This is a genomic window from Thermomicrobiales bacterium (genome assembly GCA_041390825.1).
Taxonomy (GTDB): Bacteria; Chloroflexota; Chloroflexia; order Thermomicrobiales; family UBA6265; genus JAMLHN01.
This window is the reverse complement of sequence record JAWKPF010000019.1, coordinates 1-13296: the sequence shown is the minus strand read 5'-3', so window position 1 is coordinate 13296 and position 13296 is coordinate 1. Positions and strand designations below refer to the sequence as shown.

General features: G+C 61.5%; 14 protein-coding genes. 7 read left to right on the top strand and 7 right to left on the bottom strand.

Going from position 1 to position 13296, the window contains the following annotated elements; all coding sequences use genetic code 11:
- Positions 1-24: 24 nt before the first annotated feature.
- The 5 genes from infC (at position 25) to R2855_11510 (ending at position 2391) form a co-directional block, all read left to right on the top strand.
- Complete coding sequence (gene infC, locus R2855_11530) at positions 25-597, top strand: translation initiation factor IF-3 (protein MEZ4531641.1); 573 nt, start codon at positions 25-27, stop codon at positions 595-597.
- Positions 569-775 carry a 50S ribosomal protein L35 gene (gene rpmI, locus R2855_11525; GenBank protein MEZ4531640.1) on the top strand — a complete coding sequence of 69 codons (207 nt, stop codon included), beginning with the start codon at positions 569-571 and terminating at the stop codon, positions 773-775. The genes infC and rpmI overlap by 29 nt, the downstream gene beginning before the upstream one ends.
- Positions 776-809: 34 nt before the next feature.
- Positions 810-1175: a 50S ribosomal protein L20 gene (rplT, locus tag R2855_11520; GenBank protein MEZ4531639.1), complete on the top strand. Its 366-nt coding sequence runs from the start codon at positions 810-812 to the stop codon at positions 1173-1175.
- A 13-nt stretch (positions 1176-1188) separates the two neighbouring features.
- Entirely contained in the window at positions 1189-1992 is an 804-nt protein-coding gene (locus R2855_11515; GenBank protein MEZ4531638.1) for an RNA methyltransferase, read from the top strand.
- Positions 1993-2091: 99 nt separating this feature from the next.
- Positions 2092-2391: an HU family DNA-binding protein gene (locus tag R2855_11510; GenBank protein MEZ4531637.1), complete on the top strand. Its 300-nt coding sequence runs from the start codon at positions 2092-2094 to the stop codon at positions 2389-2391.
- A gap of 237 nt (positions 2392-2628) precedes the next feature.
- Here the strand turns inward: R2855_11510 and gyrB are convergent, their stop codons facing one another.
- From gyrB to mtnP, 6 genes are all read right to left on the bottom strand, one after another.
- Entirely contained in the window at positions 2629-4545 is a 1917-nt protein-coding gene (gene gyrB, locus R2855_11505) for a DNA topoisomerase (ATP-hydrolyzing) subunit B (GenBank protein MEZ4531636.1), read from the bottom strand.
- Between the two features lie 13 nt (positions 4546-4558).
- Positions 4559-5542: a hypothetical protein gene (locus R2855_11500; GenBank protein MEZ4531635.1), complete on the bottom strand. Its 984-nt coding sequence runs from the start codon at positions 5540-5542 to the stop codon at positions 4559-4561.
- Between the two features lie 20 nt (positions 5543-5562).
- Positions 5563-5895 carry a metallopeptidase family protein gene (locus R2855_11495; GenBank protein MEZ4531634.1) on the bottom strand — a complete coding sequence of 111 codons (333 nt, stop codon included), beginning with the start codon at positions 5893-5895 and terminating at the stop codon, positions 5563-5565.
- A gap of 138 nt (positions 5896-6033) precedes the next feature.
- Positions 6034-7620 (bottom strand): penicillin-binding protein 2, encoded by a 1587-nt coding sequence (locus tag R2855_11490; protein MEZ4531633.1) that lies wholly within the window; start codon positions 7618-7620, stop codon positions 6034-6036.
- Complete coding sequence (locus tag R2855_11485; GenBank protein MEZ4531632.1) at positions 7610-8941, bottom strand: FtsW/RodA/SpoVE family cell cycle protein; 1332 nt, start codon at positions 8939-8941, stop codon at positions 7610-7612. The genes R2855_11490 and R2855_11485 overlap by 11 nt, the downstream gene beginning before the upstream one ends.
- Positions 8938-9804 (bottom strand): S-methyl-5'-thioadenosine phosphorylase, encoded by an 867-nt coding sequence (mtnP, locus tag R2855_11480; protein ID MEZ4531631.1) that lies wholly within the window; start codon positions 9802-9804, stop codon positions 8938-8940. The genes R2855_11485 and mtnP overlap by 4 nt, the downstream gene beginning before the upstream one ends.
- Positions 9805-9959: 155 nt before the next feature.
- Here mtnP and rpsO point away from each other — a divergent pair, with 155 nt between their 5' ends.
- Both rpsO and pnp read left to right on the top strand, forming a co-directional pair.
- Complete coding sequence (gene rpsO / locus R2855_11475) at positions 9960-10229, top strand: 30S ribosomal protein S15 (protein ID MEZ4531630.1); 270 nt, start codon at positions 9960-9962, stop codon at positions 10227-10229.
- 299 nt (positions 10230-10528) lie between these two features.
- Positions 10529-12754 carry a polyribonucleotide nucleotidyltransferase gene (pnp, locus tag R2855_11470; GenBank protein ID MEZ4531629.1) on the top strand — a complete coding sequence of 742 codons (2226 nt, stop codon included), beginning with the start codon at positions 10529-10531 and terminating at the stop codon, positions 12752-12754.
- A 77-nt stretch (positions 12755-12831) separates the two neighbouring features.
- Here the strand turns inward: pnp and R2855_11465 are convergent, their stop codons facing one another.
- Positions 12832-13059, bottom strand: a complete 228-nt coding sequence (locus tag R2855_11465; GenBank protein MEZ4531628.1) for a hypothetical protein — start codon at positions 13057-13059, stop codon at positions 12832-12834.
- Between the last annotated feature and the right edge of the window lie 237 nt (positions 13060-13296).

The following is a 13296-nucleotide window of genomic DNA, read 5'->3' as shown; positions in this document are numbered from 1 at the left end:
TTTCAGGTTTCAGGAGGCTCCACAATTACACGACCGGTTCAAACGCGGGTCAACGAGCGGATTCGGATCCGCGAGGTTCGTCTGGTAGACGAGAATGGCCAGCAGGTTGGCGTTGTTCCAACCATGCAAGCGTTGGAGATGGCCCGAGACCGCGGACTCGATCTCGTCGAAGTGGCTCCGAACGCGATTCCCCCCGTCTGTCGTCTGATGGACTATGGAAAGTATCGGTACGAGCAGAGCCGCAAGGAGCGCGAGTCACGCAAGAACCAGACCGTCGTCGAGCTCAAGGAAGTTCGCATCCGTCCCAAGATCGACGATCACGATCTCGAAACGAAGGGTCGGCAAGCCGCGAAGTTTCTCGACGCCGGCGACAAGGTCAAGGTTTCGGTGCTCTTCCGGGGACGCGAAATGGCGCATCCGGAAATCGGCAGGGGGCTACTCGACCAACTTGGCGAATTGCTGCGTCAGCACGGCACGATCGAGCAGGCGCCGAAAATCGAGGGGCGAACGATGACGATGATTCTCGCTCCCCTCAAGCAGAAACTGGAAAAGGAAGGCAGTACTAGTCGTGGCGAAGCAAAAGCTGAAAACGCATAAAGGCGCCAAGCGGCGGTTCACGTTCACGGCCACCGGGCAGATCCGCTCAGCCAAGGGCATGAAGTCCCACTTCCGTCGCCGCAAGTCGGCGCGTGTCAAGCGGGAGTTCGACCGCACGATCGAAGTTAGCGAAACGAACGTGAAGCGCATCAAGCGCATGCTCCCGTACGGCAGCTAGGCCGCGGGACACCGAGAGGGTACGGAGTCAGTAGATGGCACGAGTCAAGCGAGGCGTGGCCGCGCACCGGCGGCACAAGAAGGTCCTCGCGCAGGTGAAGGGTCACCGCGCAACCAACAATCGACTGTACAAGCGCGCGCATGAATCCATGATGCGTTCGCTCATGTATGCGTACCGCGACCGCCGAAACCGCAAGCGCGATTTCCGCCGGCTGTGGATTACCCGCATCAACGCTGCCTCGCGGCTGAATGGCATCACCTACTCTCGCCTGATCGAAGGGCTGCGCGTGGGCAATGTCGCCATCGACCGCAAGATGTTGGCCGACCTGGCGGTGCACGACGCCGCCGCATTCGCTGCCATCGCCGAGGTTGCCAAGCAGAACGCCGGCAAGACCGCCTAGCACGCACGCGTCGATGCCGCCGGAATCGGTCATTCGAAGCCGGCAGAACCCGATCTACAAGCAGATACGCTCGCTCCTGCGTCGCGATCGACGTCACAAGGAGCGGGCGTTTCTTGTCGAGGGCCCTCGCTTCATCGAGGACGCAATCGCCACTGGCGCGGAGCCCACGCTTATCGCGGTCGCAGAATCAACCGTCCGCGCCGGACAGCCACTTGCGGGTAGAACGGTTCGCGTTTTCGACGATGAGCTGTTCGAAAGCCTTTCTGACACCGTCCATTCGCAAGGGACGTTGGCCGTCTTCCCGATTCCCACACTCACACCAACCGAGGGCATCACGCCGTTCCTGCTGGTCGTGGATGCTGTGCAGGACCCTGGAAACCTCGGGACACTGATTCGCTCGGCCGCAGGAGCAGGCGTGACCGAAGTCGTCGTGCTGCCCGGCACGGTCGACCCCTGGTCTCCCAAGACCGTGCGAGCCGCGGCTGCGGCCCACTTTCTGGTGCCGATTGTTTCGGCGACTGTCGATGCGCTTGGAACCCGAATTGGAGCAGGAATGGAGCTCCTCGCAGCGGACGCCAATGCAGACACGAGCTATGACAACTGCGCGCTCACAGGACCAATTGCTGTGGTCGTGGGAGCCGAAGGCGCCGGACTTTCGGCCTCCGTGCGAGCGCTCGATCCCACGCCGATCTCGATTCCACTCGAAAGCGGACTGGAGTCGCTCAATGCCGGTGTGGCGGGTTCGGTGATCCTGTTCGAGGCCAGCCGGCAACGGCGCGCCCAAGCGAATTCCACGAAAACCCCAGATTCCAGTTGACCTTTTCGCCCGTCTGACCGATGATTGGCCGGGTTTTTCACGTACCGAAGGTGCTGGCTGAAGAACGACACAACGTGCGGACGATGCGGCCACAGCGCCATGAATCACAGTTCCAGGGGAGGAACAATGCGTAAGCAGGAACTTGTAGCAGCCGTTGCCAAGTCGACCGGGATGCCCGAGTCCAAGGTCAACGAGGTGGCAACCGGCATTTTCGCGGCCATCGAAGACGCCCTGAAGAAGGGTGACGAGGTCGCCATCAGCGGGTTTGGCACCTTCCGGGTCGTCGAGCGACCGGGCCGCGAGGGTCGCAACCCTCAGACGGGCGACACGATCAAGATCGCCCCAAAGAAGAGCCCGACCTTCAAGGCCGGCGCAAGCCTCAAACGCGCCATTCAATAGTCGCACCGGCCGGGGATCGTTCCCGGAACAGGCGCCTGAGAAGGCTCTCTCCGAATGCAGGAGGGAGCCTTCTGTCGTTGACGCGGCCGACGAACATTCGATTCTGTGGGCATCTCCGATCGATATCGGAGAGGGGCATAGTCGCCGCTAACCCCGATCTGGGGTAGGCAATATTCCGGGCAAGAAAACGCGCCACTCGAATCGAGCGGCGCGTTCCGATGCAGCGAATGTCAACGACTAAACGTCGAGATTCACAACGTCACGTGCGTGGGTCTGGATGAACTTCTTGCGCGGCGGGACAGCAGTGCCCATGAGCATGTCGAATGTCTCATCCGCGGCCACGGCATCATCTACCGTCACTTTCACCAGCGTGCGCTTTCCCGGGTCCATCGTGGTTTCCCAAAGCTGATCGGGGTTCATTTCCCCCAAACCCTTGTAACGCTGGACTTCTGCCCGTTCGCCAAACTCAGCCATCTTGGCCTCGCGCTCTGCTTCGTTGTAGACCCAGGCTTCGTTCTTCCCGGCCTTTACGCGATAGAGCGGCGGTTGCGCTATGTAGAGATAGCCGTCGTGGATCACCTGCTCGAGATGGCGATAGAAGAACGTGAGCAACAGCGTGCGGATGTGCGAACCGTCGACATCTGCGTCGGTCATGATGATGATGCGGTGGTAGCGCAGCTTGCTGATATCGAATTGCTCGCCAACCGACGTGCCAAGCGCGGTAATCATGGTGCGGATTTCGTTGTTCTGGAGAATCTTGTCCAGACGCGCCTTCTCCACGTTCAGGATCTTGCCACGGAGCGGCAGAATCGCCTGGAAGCGGCGATCGCGGCCCTGCTTGGCCGAACCACCGGCGGAGTCACCTTCGACGATGTAGAGCTCAGCGTTCTCGGGATCGCGCTCTGAGCAGTCGGCCAGCTTGCCCGGCAGGCTGAAGCTGTCGAGTCCACCCTTGCGCTGGACCAGTTCGCGCGCCTTGCGCGCGGCTTCACGCGCACGGGAAGCGGTGAGACACTTCTCGATCACTCGGCGGGCGATCTGGGGATTCTCCTCCAGGAAGGCTCCCAAACCGTCGTTCACGACCGTTTGCACGGCGCCCGCCATTTCGGCGTTGCCAAGTTTGCCCTTGGTCTGGCCCTCGAACTGCGGATCCTCCAGCTTCACTGAAACGATCGCAGTCAATCCCTCGCGCACATCATCCCCGGAAAGGGACTCGTCGCCTTTCAGGAAACCGTTGCGCTTGGCGTAGTCATTGATCGTGCGGGTGAGGGCAGACTTGAAACCAGAAAGGTGGGTGCCCCCGTCCGCGGTGTTGATGTTGTTCGCGAAAGTGTGCGTCGACTCGCCGTACGTGTCGTTGTACTGCAACGCCACCTCGACCATACCGGCCGGGGTCTCACGCTGAACGTAGAACGGCTTGTCGTGCAGCGCCGTGCGATTGCGGTTGAGATGCCGTACAAACGAGATGATGCCGCCTTCGAAGTAGAACGACGTCTCCCGATCGGTTCGCTCGTCGATCAGGGTGATCTTGAGCCCGCGTGTCAGGTAGGCCATCTCCCGGAACCATTGAGCCAGGAACTCGTAGCTGTAGTCGAGACCATGAACGAAGATGGCGGTGTCGGCCATGAAGGTCGTGGTCGTGCCGTGCTCGCTCGGATCGCAGGCGCCGACAACTTCGACCTTGTTGAGCGGAACTCCACGCTCGTACACCTGCCGGTAGATCTTGCCGTCGCGGCGAACCTCGACGCGGCACCACTCGGACAACGCGTTGACGACAGAAGCGCCGACACCGTGCAAACCGCCGGAAACCTTGTATCCGCCGCCGCCGAACTTCCCGCCGGCATGCAGGACGGTCATGATGACTTCCAGCGCGGACTTGTTGCCCTTGGAGTGCTTGTCGACCGGAATACCACGGCCGTTGTCGACCACGGTCACCGAACCGTCGGCGTGCAGTGTGATGACGATCTTGTCGCAGAAGCCCGCAAGCGCTTCATCGACCGAGTTGTCGACGATTTCACGCACGAGGTGGTGCAGCCCACGTTGATCGGTGCTGCCGATATACATGCCGGGACGCTTTCGCACAGCCTCCAACCCTTCCAGAATCTGGATCGAGCTGGCGTCGTACTTCGCCGGTTTGGTTGCAGTTGTGGCCAAAGAAGAGAACTCCTTACGTAATCGAGCGCAGGCCGGTGGGTGCGGCTCGTTCGGATGCAAGCACCTGCGAGCGCTCGCTGTAGAACAGCAGCGATGCAATCCACAGCACGCATCCGACGAATGCGTTTGCAACGATCGCGATCGCCAGACCGGGGGCATTGGTCGCCAACCGGTCCCAGACATCGGCCAGGCCGATGGAAATGAAAATCGAAACGATGACGAACAAGACGGTGACGCCAAAGTTGCGGCGAACCACCGACGAGCTTGCTCTCAATGCCTGCACCGGACCAGCCAGGTCGATCAGCAGCGAGTCGGGTGCAAAGTAGAAAAGCACGTACAGCGCAAGGAAACCGAGCACACCGACGGACACTACGAGACTTTCCAGGCTGACCTCCGCGCCCGAGGCTACGACCATGGCGAAGAGAAAGGGGGCGAGCAGCATCAGCAACATCGCCGCCACTAATAACGCCATGAGTAGGAACCGGCCGCCAACGACCGGACCGAGTCGCGCCCGCTCATCCCAGGTCCGCGTGCGATTCAGACCGGAATCGGCAAGCCAGAGGCCGACGAACCCGAACAGGAACATCGATACCCCGATCATCACCACGGCCGCCAGCATGAGCGCGCCCCAGTTGTCGAGCGCAATCGCGGTTCGCGCGAACGGACGATAGACCTTGTCATTCGTATCAGGAAAAAGCGACGGCACCGCAAACGCCGCCAGGCCAGTCAGATCGACGCTGGACGCTTTCCCGAGTTGCTCGGAGATCCAGTCTCCAGAAGAGGTCCCACGGCTCATCAGCTCGGATCGCAGATGATCGAAGGTGCTTCCCGGAGTGATGCGCCAGCCAAGCAGGTAGTAGCAATCGAGCAGCACAGGGGCAATCATCAACAGCGGCCGAGCAATGACCACATCGGCGGCGGCGGCAATCACTTCCGTGATCGATGCCGGTTTCTTCTGATGCTTCTTGCCGGTGGCTTCGTGCGCCGGAGACGCCATCTGGGCCGGTTGCTCCTCGTCTATTCCCAACCGAGCTCGGCGATCTGGTCTTCATCCATGCCAAAGTGATGCGCGACCTCGTGAATCACGGTGGTCTGCACCTCGGCGTAGAGCTCGCTCGGGGTTGCGGTCGCGCGTTCCAGCGGACCGCGGAAAATCGTGATCTTGTCCGGAAGCGTCAAACCATAGAACGACGTGCGCTCGGTCAGAGGAGTGCCCTCGTAAAGTCCGAACGGGCCATCGTCCTCGCCGCCCCGCTGCTCTATCGCTGGCTCATCTTCGACGACGATCTCGACGTTTTCCATCATCGAATGGATTGCCGCCGGCAGCGAGTCGACCGCTTTGCGAACCATCCGTTCGAACTGCCGTCTGCGCAGGCGCTCTGCAAGTTCGATACCAGAATTTCGCATAGATAATTCTACCGCATTTGCGGACATTTTCCGACTGATTCAGCGATCAGTTTTCGGCGTACGTACGCCCAAATCTCCGTATCAACCCGGCGCGCTCCGCAACGCGCTCGCGAGCAACTGCGCGCCGATCTCCGCCGGTCGCCCTCCACCCTCTCCGCCATGTTCCAGCACGACCGAAACCGCCACCCGCGGCTCACTTTCTCCCGCAAATCCGATGAACCACCCGTGCGGCGTTTCGCCACCGCTCTCGGCGGTCCCTGTCTTGCCACCCACACGGTACCCAGGCAGCAACGCGGAGGCTGCGTAACCCCATTCGACTGCGTCGACCATCAATCCTTGCATGATTCCTGCGGTTTGTTGATCGAGCGCGTCGTGCAGTTTGCTCGGTTCGGAGGAAGAAACGATCTTCCCATTCCGATCCTGCAGGCGTTCCACGAGATACGGCCGCATGAGCACACCGTCATTCGCCACAGCCGCCGCCACGAGCGCCATATGCAAGGGAGTCACCAGCAACTCTCCCTGACCGAACGCGGTGTCCGCCAACGCTGCGCGGGAATCGAGAAAATCGTCGCTCCCCGCAATCTGTCCCCGGCTCACCGGTTCATCGAACGGAATAGGCTCTCCGATCCCGAACGCTGACGCTTGCTCTTCCAGAATCGTCCGCCCAATCTGCAGGCCCACCTGAGCGAAAACGATGTTGAGCGAATAGGCGAACCCATCGGCCAACGTCCACAGGTCGATCGTCTCGTCGGGCCGGTTCGCTTCTTCGATGAAGTGCCCGTCGATCTCGATGAACCCGTTGTCCTCGAACAACGTGTCGGGCGCGACCTCGCCCGAACCGATGCCAGCCGCCGCGGTCACCACCTTGAACGTCGATCCGGGCGGATAGAGCCCCTCGGTTGCCCGGCGAACGAGCGGTCGCGCTGGATCGTCCAGCAGTTGCTGCCAGGCTGCTCGCGCCGGATTGACTTGCGCCTGCGTCACGGCAGCCAGCGGCACGGGATCGACCGCGGGTGAGCTCGCGATGGCGAGAACCGCTCCCGTGGCCGGTTCGATCACGATAGCGGCCCCTGTGCTGCCGCTCAACAATTGCACTGCCTCGCGCTGGATCGCTGGATCGATCGTGAGAACGAGATCGAGTGGTCCGGAGTCGCTCAGTCCGACGCTACCGGCGAGCTGATCGAGCAACGAGCGCCCCCCTTCGCCGGAAAGCGCAGCGTCCCACGTGGACTCCAGTCCCGATTTTCCGTAGAGCAACGGCGAGAAAAAGCCGGCCACGGGCGCCAGCGCGGCATCGCCGTAGAAGCGGGTGTAGATGTCACCCTTTGGTTCCGACCAGGCAATGCGTGTGCCGTCCGCGGCCAGAATCGCCCCGCGCGGGGATGTGAGGTCGTTGCTCGTCTGGCGGGGATTGGCAACCACTTCCTCTGTCGATGGATCAGTACCGACCCGCCCGGCGATCGCGCGTTGCTGAAAAACCGTATAGCGTGCGGCCTGCACCCCGAGGATGATGAGCACGGCGCCTATGGCCGCGGAAACGATGGAAATCTGCCGGTCGATGCTTGGTGGCCGGCAGCGGCGGCTGAACCCGAAGCCGAACGCCACAAGCGCTACCAGCGCCCACAAGAGCATGATGAGACGAGTATCGGTCAACCAATCAGGCGTCATAGCGCGCTCTCGCTTGCCGCTCTCCGATATCCGAGATACGTAAGAGCAAACCGGCAATGCCGAAGGAAACCAACAACGAGCTTCCGCCATACGACACGAACGGCGTAGTCACGCCGGTAAGCGGCAACAACCGAAAGACTCCGCCCAAGATGACCAGCGCCTGGATGGCCAGCGAGGCGGTCAGCCCGACCGCCAGCAGCCGGAGAAACGAGTCGGAGGTTCGCAGCGCAATCATCATCCCGCGGACCGTCAGCACGGCATAGAGTCCCAACAGGGTGACGATGCCGATCAGCCCCCACTCCTCGCCGATCACGGCGACCACGTAGTCGGTCTGAACCTCGGGAATCTGCCACGGTTGCCCCATTCCGGGGCCAACACCCGCAATACCGCCGCTCGATATTGCGTAGTCGGACTGAATCTGCTGATAGCCACCCGTGTAGGGGTGCTGCCATGGGTCGATCCAGTTTTCGATGCGAAGCTGAACCCGGTCGAAAAGGAAATAGGCGAGCAGCGCGCCGCCAACAAATGCCAGAAGCCCGAGCAGCACATACGACGACCGGCCGCTCGCGACGTAGAGCAAGACGAGAAAGAGCAGAAAAAAGAGCAGCGCCGTTCCCAGGTCGTTCAGCAGCACGAGCGCCACCAGGCAAAGCCCCCACATGACGCCCATCGGCGCCAGATAAGGTATCGGCGGCAAGTCGAACCATCCGACCTTCCAGCTCGATCCGATCAACTGCTCGTTCTCGGAAAGGTAGGCGGCCAGAAAAATGACGAGTGCGACCTTGACGAGTTCTGCCGTCTGGATCTGCACCCCTCCGACAGTGATCCACAGCCGCGCGCCATTGACGGTGCTGCCAATGGCCGCGGTGACGACCAACAGCGCAATCCCACCAAACAGCACGCTGTATCGCCAATTGGCAAGAAACGTTGGATTCGGAAAGAAAACCGCAACCCCCCACATGAGCAGGAATCCGGCGACCAGGTAGGCCAGCTGCCGCTCGCCAATGGCGATCTGGAAACCACGCACCTCCTGGAGATCAGGCTGCATGCGCACTGCGACGATGAGGCCAAAACCACTCAGCAACGCGATGACCGGAAGAAGAAATTGGTCCCCGGCGAAATTGCCAAGACGGAACGAGAGGAAGACACCGATCACCGTGGCCAGATAGATCACCAGGGCGCGGAATTCAAGGGAGCTGCGGAAGGAGCCCGGACGCTCTGCGAGATAGACGGCTCCCATCCCAAGCGCGGTGACGACCAGGCTAGCGCCAACGAGAAGGAGATTGGGGCCGTACTGGTATGTCGAAATTGGTCGAATCAACGATGCTCCGGTGGCGGGAGATAGCGATCGGCGATGATGCCGATCTTTTGTCTGGTCAGCGGTGGAATGACCGCTGGATCGGTAACGATCGCTCCGGCCAGCGCGTTTCCGCAACCACAGGTCCGCTCGCCCAGATCGGTCCTGGCAAGCTCGCCAAGGATGGCGCGCGCTGTCTCCAGATTTGCGCCATGGTTCGCGACAACCATGTCGACCGTCACCTCTCCCGCAGCATCGTGCCAAACATCGAAATCGGTCACCATTGCCACGGTCGCGTAGCAAAGCTCGGCTTCCCGCGCGAGCCGCGCTTCCGGCATGGCAGTCATGCCAATGACCGCGCATCCCCACGAACGATAGAGGCGCGATTCCGCCTTGGTGGAGAACTGCGGCCCCTCGATGCAGATATACGTCCCGCCCCTTGCAACTGGACGTCCCACCGCCACCGACGCATCGGCAATCTGCCCGGAGAGTTGGCTGCAGAAGGGATCGGCAATACCTACATGCGCCACAGACCCCTCACCGAAGAAACTGCGCGGGCGCGACACCGTGCGGTCGATGATCTGGTCGGGCAAGACCGCCGTGCGCGGCGGGAGATCCTCACGCAAGCTGCCTACCGCGCTGACCGTCACGACTCGATCGACACCGATCTGTTTGAGCGCGTAGATGTTGGCCTGATACGGCAGCTCGGTCGGAGTCAGACGATGTCCCCTGCCGTGCCGGCTCAGGAATGCGATCTCGCGACCGTCGATTCTGCCGATGGTGATCTCATCGCTCGGAAACCCAAATGGCGTATCGGGAAGCACGCGATCTACGAATTCCAGATCGGGCAAGTCATAAAGTCCGCTTCCACCAATGATTCCGAGCATCCTGCCTCCTTCGGGTTTTCGACCTGAATAGCATAGTTGTTCGGCTCATCGTATGGGTGAGCGCCCCGGCCCCCGTGCTATACTCACCGGCTGTGGTTCTCGGACTGCACGTGTCGCTGTTGTGCGCACGGATACTCAATGGAGGATACGCCTGAATGGCGCTTTCGACGGCTGAAAAGGAAACCATCATCTCGCAGGTGCGAACGCACGAGGGCGACACCGGCTCGCCCGAGGTGCAGATTGCACTGCTCACCGAGCGCATCAACCAGCTCACCGATCATCTGCGCGCAAACAAACACGATCACCACTCACGACGCGGCCTGCTGATGATGGTGGGCAAGCGGCGACGGCTCCTCGCCTATCTCAGCCGCACCGATGTGGAGCGCTATCGCGCCACCATCGCCCGGCACGGACTGCGCAAGTAGCCCGTTGGTGGACCAGCGAGCCGCTCGTTCTGGCAACCCGTTCAGGCTCGCCAACTTGCCACATGGTTCGAATCGCGACGGCTCGGGATCACGCATCCTGAGCCGTTTGCGTTGCCAGACCAGAAAGGAGGCTCTTCTCGTTTCGAAGCAGTCCGTGCTGATCGAGGACTTGGAGCCTGCCGGAGCAGCTCGCCGGCACGCTCCAGCTCCTCCCAGCCGGACCGGACCCGTCGCGGTGACGGGCCTGCGTTCCCACGCACCGGGACCCCAGTGGCTCCCGGCGGAGGATATTCACGTTTATGACAAACAAGCCCAAGGTACATACTGCCAGCGTCGAGATTGCTGGCCGCACACTCACACTGGAAACCGGTCGCCTGGCCGAGCAGGCTCAGGGCGCTGTGCTCGTCAGCTATGGTGAGTCGGTTGTGCTCGTCACCGCTGGTGGTGACCGCACCGCGCGCGAAGACCAGGACTTCTTCCCACTTTCGGTCGACTATGAGGAAAAGATGTACGCCGCCGGAAAGATTCCCGGCGGGTTCATCAAGCGCGAAGGCCGCCCGACCGAGAACGCAATTCTCTCGGCGCGGTTGACCGACCGTCCGATCCGCCCGCTCTTCCCGAAGGGCTACCGGAATGAAGTTCAAATCATCTCGTCGGTCCTTTCCGCGGACCAGGAGAATGATCCGGCGCTCCTTTCGATCATCGGCGCTTCCGCTGCATTGATGATCTCCCCGATTCCGTTCGAAGGACCCGTCGGCGCAGTGCGCGTCGGCATGTTCGACGGCGAGATCGTCATCAATCCCAGCCTGCAGGATCTCGAAGAGAGCGACCTCGACATGGTTGTGGCCGGAACGTCCGACGCGATCATGATGGTTGAAGGCGAGGCCAATGAGATCGACGAAGTCACCCTGATTCGCGCCATCGAGGCAGCGCATCAGGAGATCAAACAGATCGTCGCGACGCAGTTCGACCTGGTCGATGCCGCGGGCGTCGAGAAATGGGACGTTCCTGTTGCCGAGGATGACAAGGAACTCTTCGCCAAAGTCGAGCGCGTCGTCGGCGAACAGCTGCGCGCCGCGGTCAACAACCCCGACAAGGTGATGCGCATGGAGGGGACCGACGAGGTCCGCAAAGGCGCGATCGAGCAGTTCTCCGCCGCAATCGAAGGCGATGAAGCAGCCTACGGATCCAAAGAAGTCGGCGACGCCTTCGACAAGCTGCTCAAAGGCATCGTGCGCGACGCCATCCTGAGCGACGGGCTGCGTCCGGATGGACGTCGTCCGGGTGACATACGCCCGATCTGGTCGGAGGTCGGCGTGCTTCCCCGCACGCACGGCTCGGCCATCTTCACTCGCGGCCAGACGCAGGTCCTCACGATTGCCACGCTCGGTTCGGCGGCCGAGGAGCAGCGACTCGACTCGATTTCGCCCGAGGTCAGCAAGCGCTACATCCACCACTACAACTTCCCGCCGTTCAGCGTTGGGGAGGTCCGGCGCCTGCGCGGCGCAAGCCGTCGCGACATTGGTCACGGTGCGCTGGCGGAACGCGCGCTGAAAGCAGTCTTGCCGCCCGATGCCGATTTCCCGTACACCATTCGCCTTGTTTCTGAGGTGCTGAGCTCGAACGGTTCCTCCTCGATGGCCAGTGTTTGCGGCAGCACCATGTCCCTTATGGACGCAGGCGTGCCGATCAGCGCTCCAGTCGCTGGTATCGCGATGGGGTTGGTCACCGATGCCGAAACCGGCGCCTACACGATTCTCTCGGACATCCAGGGAATCGAGGACGCGCTGGGAGACATGGACTTCAAGGTAGCCGGCACCAGTGAAGGCGTCACCGCGATCCAGATGGACATCAAGATCCGCGGACTTTCCTTCGAGCTCATGCGGGAGGCGCTTGCCCAGGCGAACGCGGGCCGCATGTTCATCCTCGAGAAGATGGCCGAAACGATCAGCGTTCCGCGCGAGGAGCTCTCACGCTACGCTCCTCGCGTGACCACGCTCAAGGTCAATCCGGAGAAGATCGGCGCGATCATCGGCCCGGGCGGCAAGATGATTCGGTCGATTCAGGAAGAGACCGGCACCAAGATCGATATCCAGGACGACGGCACCGTTTCGATCGCATCCACTGATCCCGTTGGCGCTGAAAAGGCCGTCGAGAAGATCCGCAGCCTCACGCAGGAAATCCGCATCGAGAAGGGTGATATCTACAACGGCAAGATCGTCAGCATCATGCCGTATGGCGCATTCGTGGAGCTCGTTCCCGGCCGCGACGGTCTCGTCCACATCTCGGAGCTCTCGGAAGACCCGGCCATCCGCGTTGCGAAGGTCGAAGACCTGTTCCAGGTTGGCGATGAGATCACCGTGATGGTGATCGACGTCGCGCCGAACGGGAAGGTCAGCCTCTCTCGCCGTGCTGCCATTACCGGTGAAATGCCGGAAGAGCGCCCGCGCCCGCAGCGCCGCGATGGCGATCGGGGTCCGCGCCGCGATGGCGGCAACCGGGACCGTGGTCCGCGGCGAGACTAACGGCAACACGCTAAATCGGATCCAGAAGGCCGGTCGCAATGACCGGCCTTCTTGCATGAATGAGCTGGTCAAGGCGCTCAATCGCCTGCGTTGTTGCGTTCTTCCTCTGCGACGCGCGTTTGGAAATTCTGGCCCGAGTCGGTGTACCCCAACCAGCCAAAGGAGACCACACAGAACGTCAGGCATACGAGCAGCGCAACGACGAGCACCCAGATCCAGACACGACGCCCCTGTCTGGGCATCTCTTCCTCTGGCAACGGAGCCATGCGCCAATCGGGAGAGGTTGGGTCGTCCTCGGGCGACAAGCGCTGCGCATCGCTCTGGAGGCCGGCTTGCTCCGGCCATGTCTGCGTTTGTTGCGGATATGAGCGGCTCAGTGTTTCGAGATCGGCGCCGCAATTTTCACAAAATCGACTGCCGGCCGGGTTCCTCCAGGCGCAATTTGGACAGGTGATCAAGGTTCAATCTCGAATGGTTTCATGCAATCGCGCCAAACCGGCATGGGAATTCTACCCTGCAAACAGCATCCTGCTGCTCTCCGT

What these genes read in the sequence shown, in the direction of transcription:
- R2855_11490 (MEZ4531633.1), bottom strand. Translation starts at nt 7,620, where the DNA reads ATGACGCCTGATTGGTTGACCGATACTCGTCTCATCATGCTCTTGTGG.
- pnp (MEZ4531629.1), top strand. Translation starts at nt 10,529, where the DNA reads ATGACAAACAAGCCCAAGGTACATACTGCCAGCGTCGAGATTGCTGGC.
- R2855_11515 (MEZ4531638.1), top strand. Translation starts at nt 1,189, where the DNA reads ATGCCGCCGGAATCGGTCATTCGAAGCCGGCAGAACCCGATCTACAAG.
- R2855_11510 (MEZ4531637.1), top strand. Translation starts at nt 2,092, where the DNA reads ATGAATCACAGTTCCAGGGGAGGAACAATGCGTAAGCAGGAACTTGTA.
- R2855_11500 (MEZ4531635.1), bottom strand. Translation starts at nt 5,542, where the DNA reads ATGGCGTCTCCGGCGCACGAAGCCACCGGCAAGAAGCATCAGAAGAAA.
- rplT (MEZ4531639.1), top strand. Translation starts at nt 810, where the DNA reads ATGGCACGAGTCAAGCGAGGCGTGGCCGCGCACCGGCGGCACAAGAAG.
- R2855_11495 (MEZ4531634.1), bottom strand. Translation starts at nt 5,895, where the DNA reads ATGGTTCGCAAAGCGGTCGACTCGCTGCCGGCGGCAATCCATTCGATG.
- rpsO (MEZ4531630.1), top strand. Translation starts at nt 9,960, where the DNA reads ATGGCGCTTTCGACGGCTGAAAAGGAAACCATCATCTCGCAGGTGCGA.
- mtnP (MEZ4531631.1), bottom strand. Translation starts at nt 9,804, where the DNA reads ATGCTCGGAATCATTGGTGGAAGCGGACTTTATGACTTGCCCGATCTG.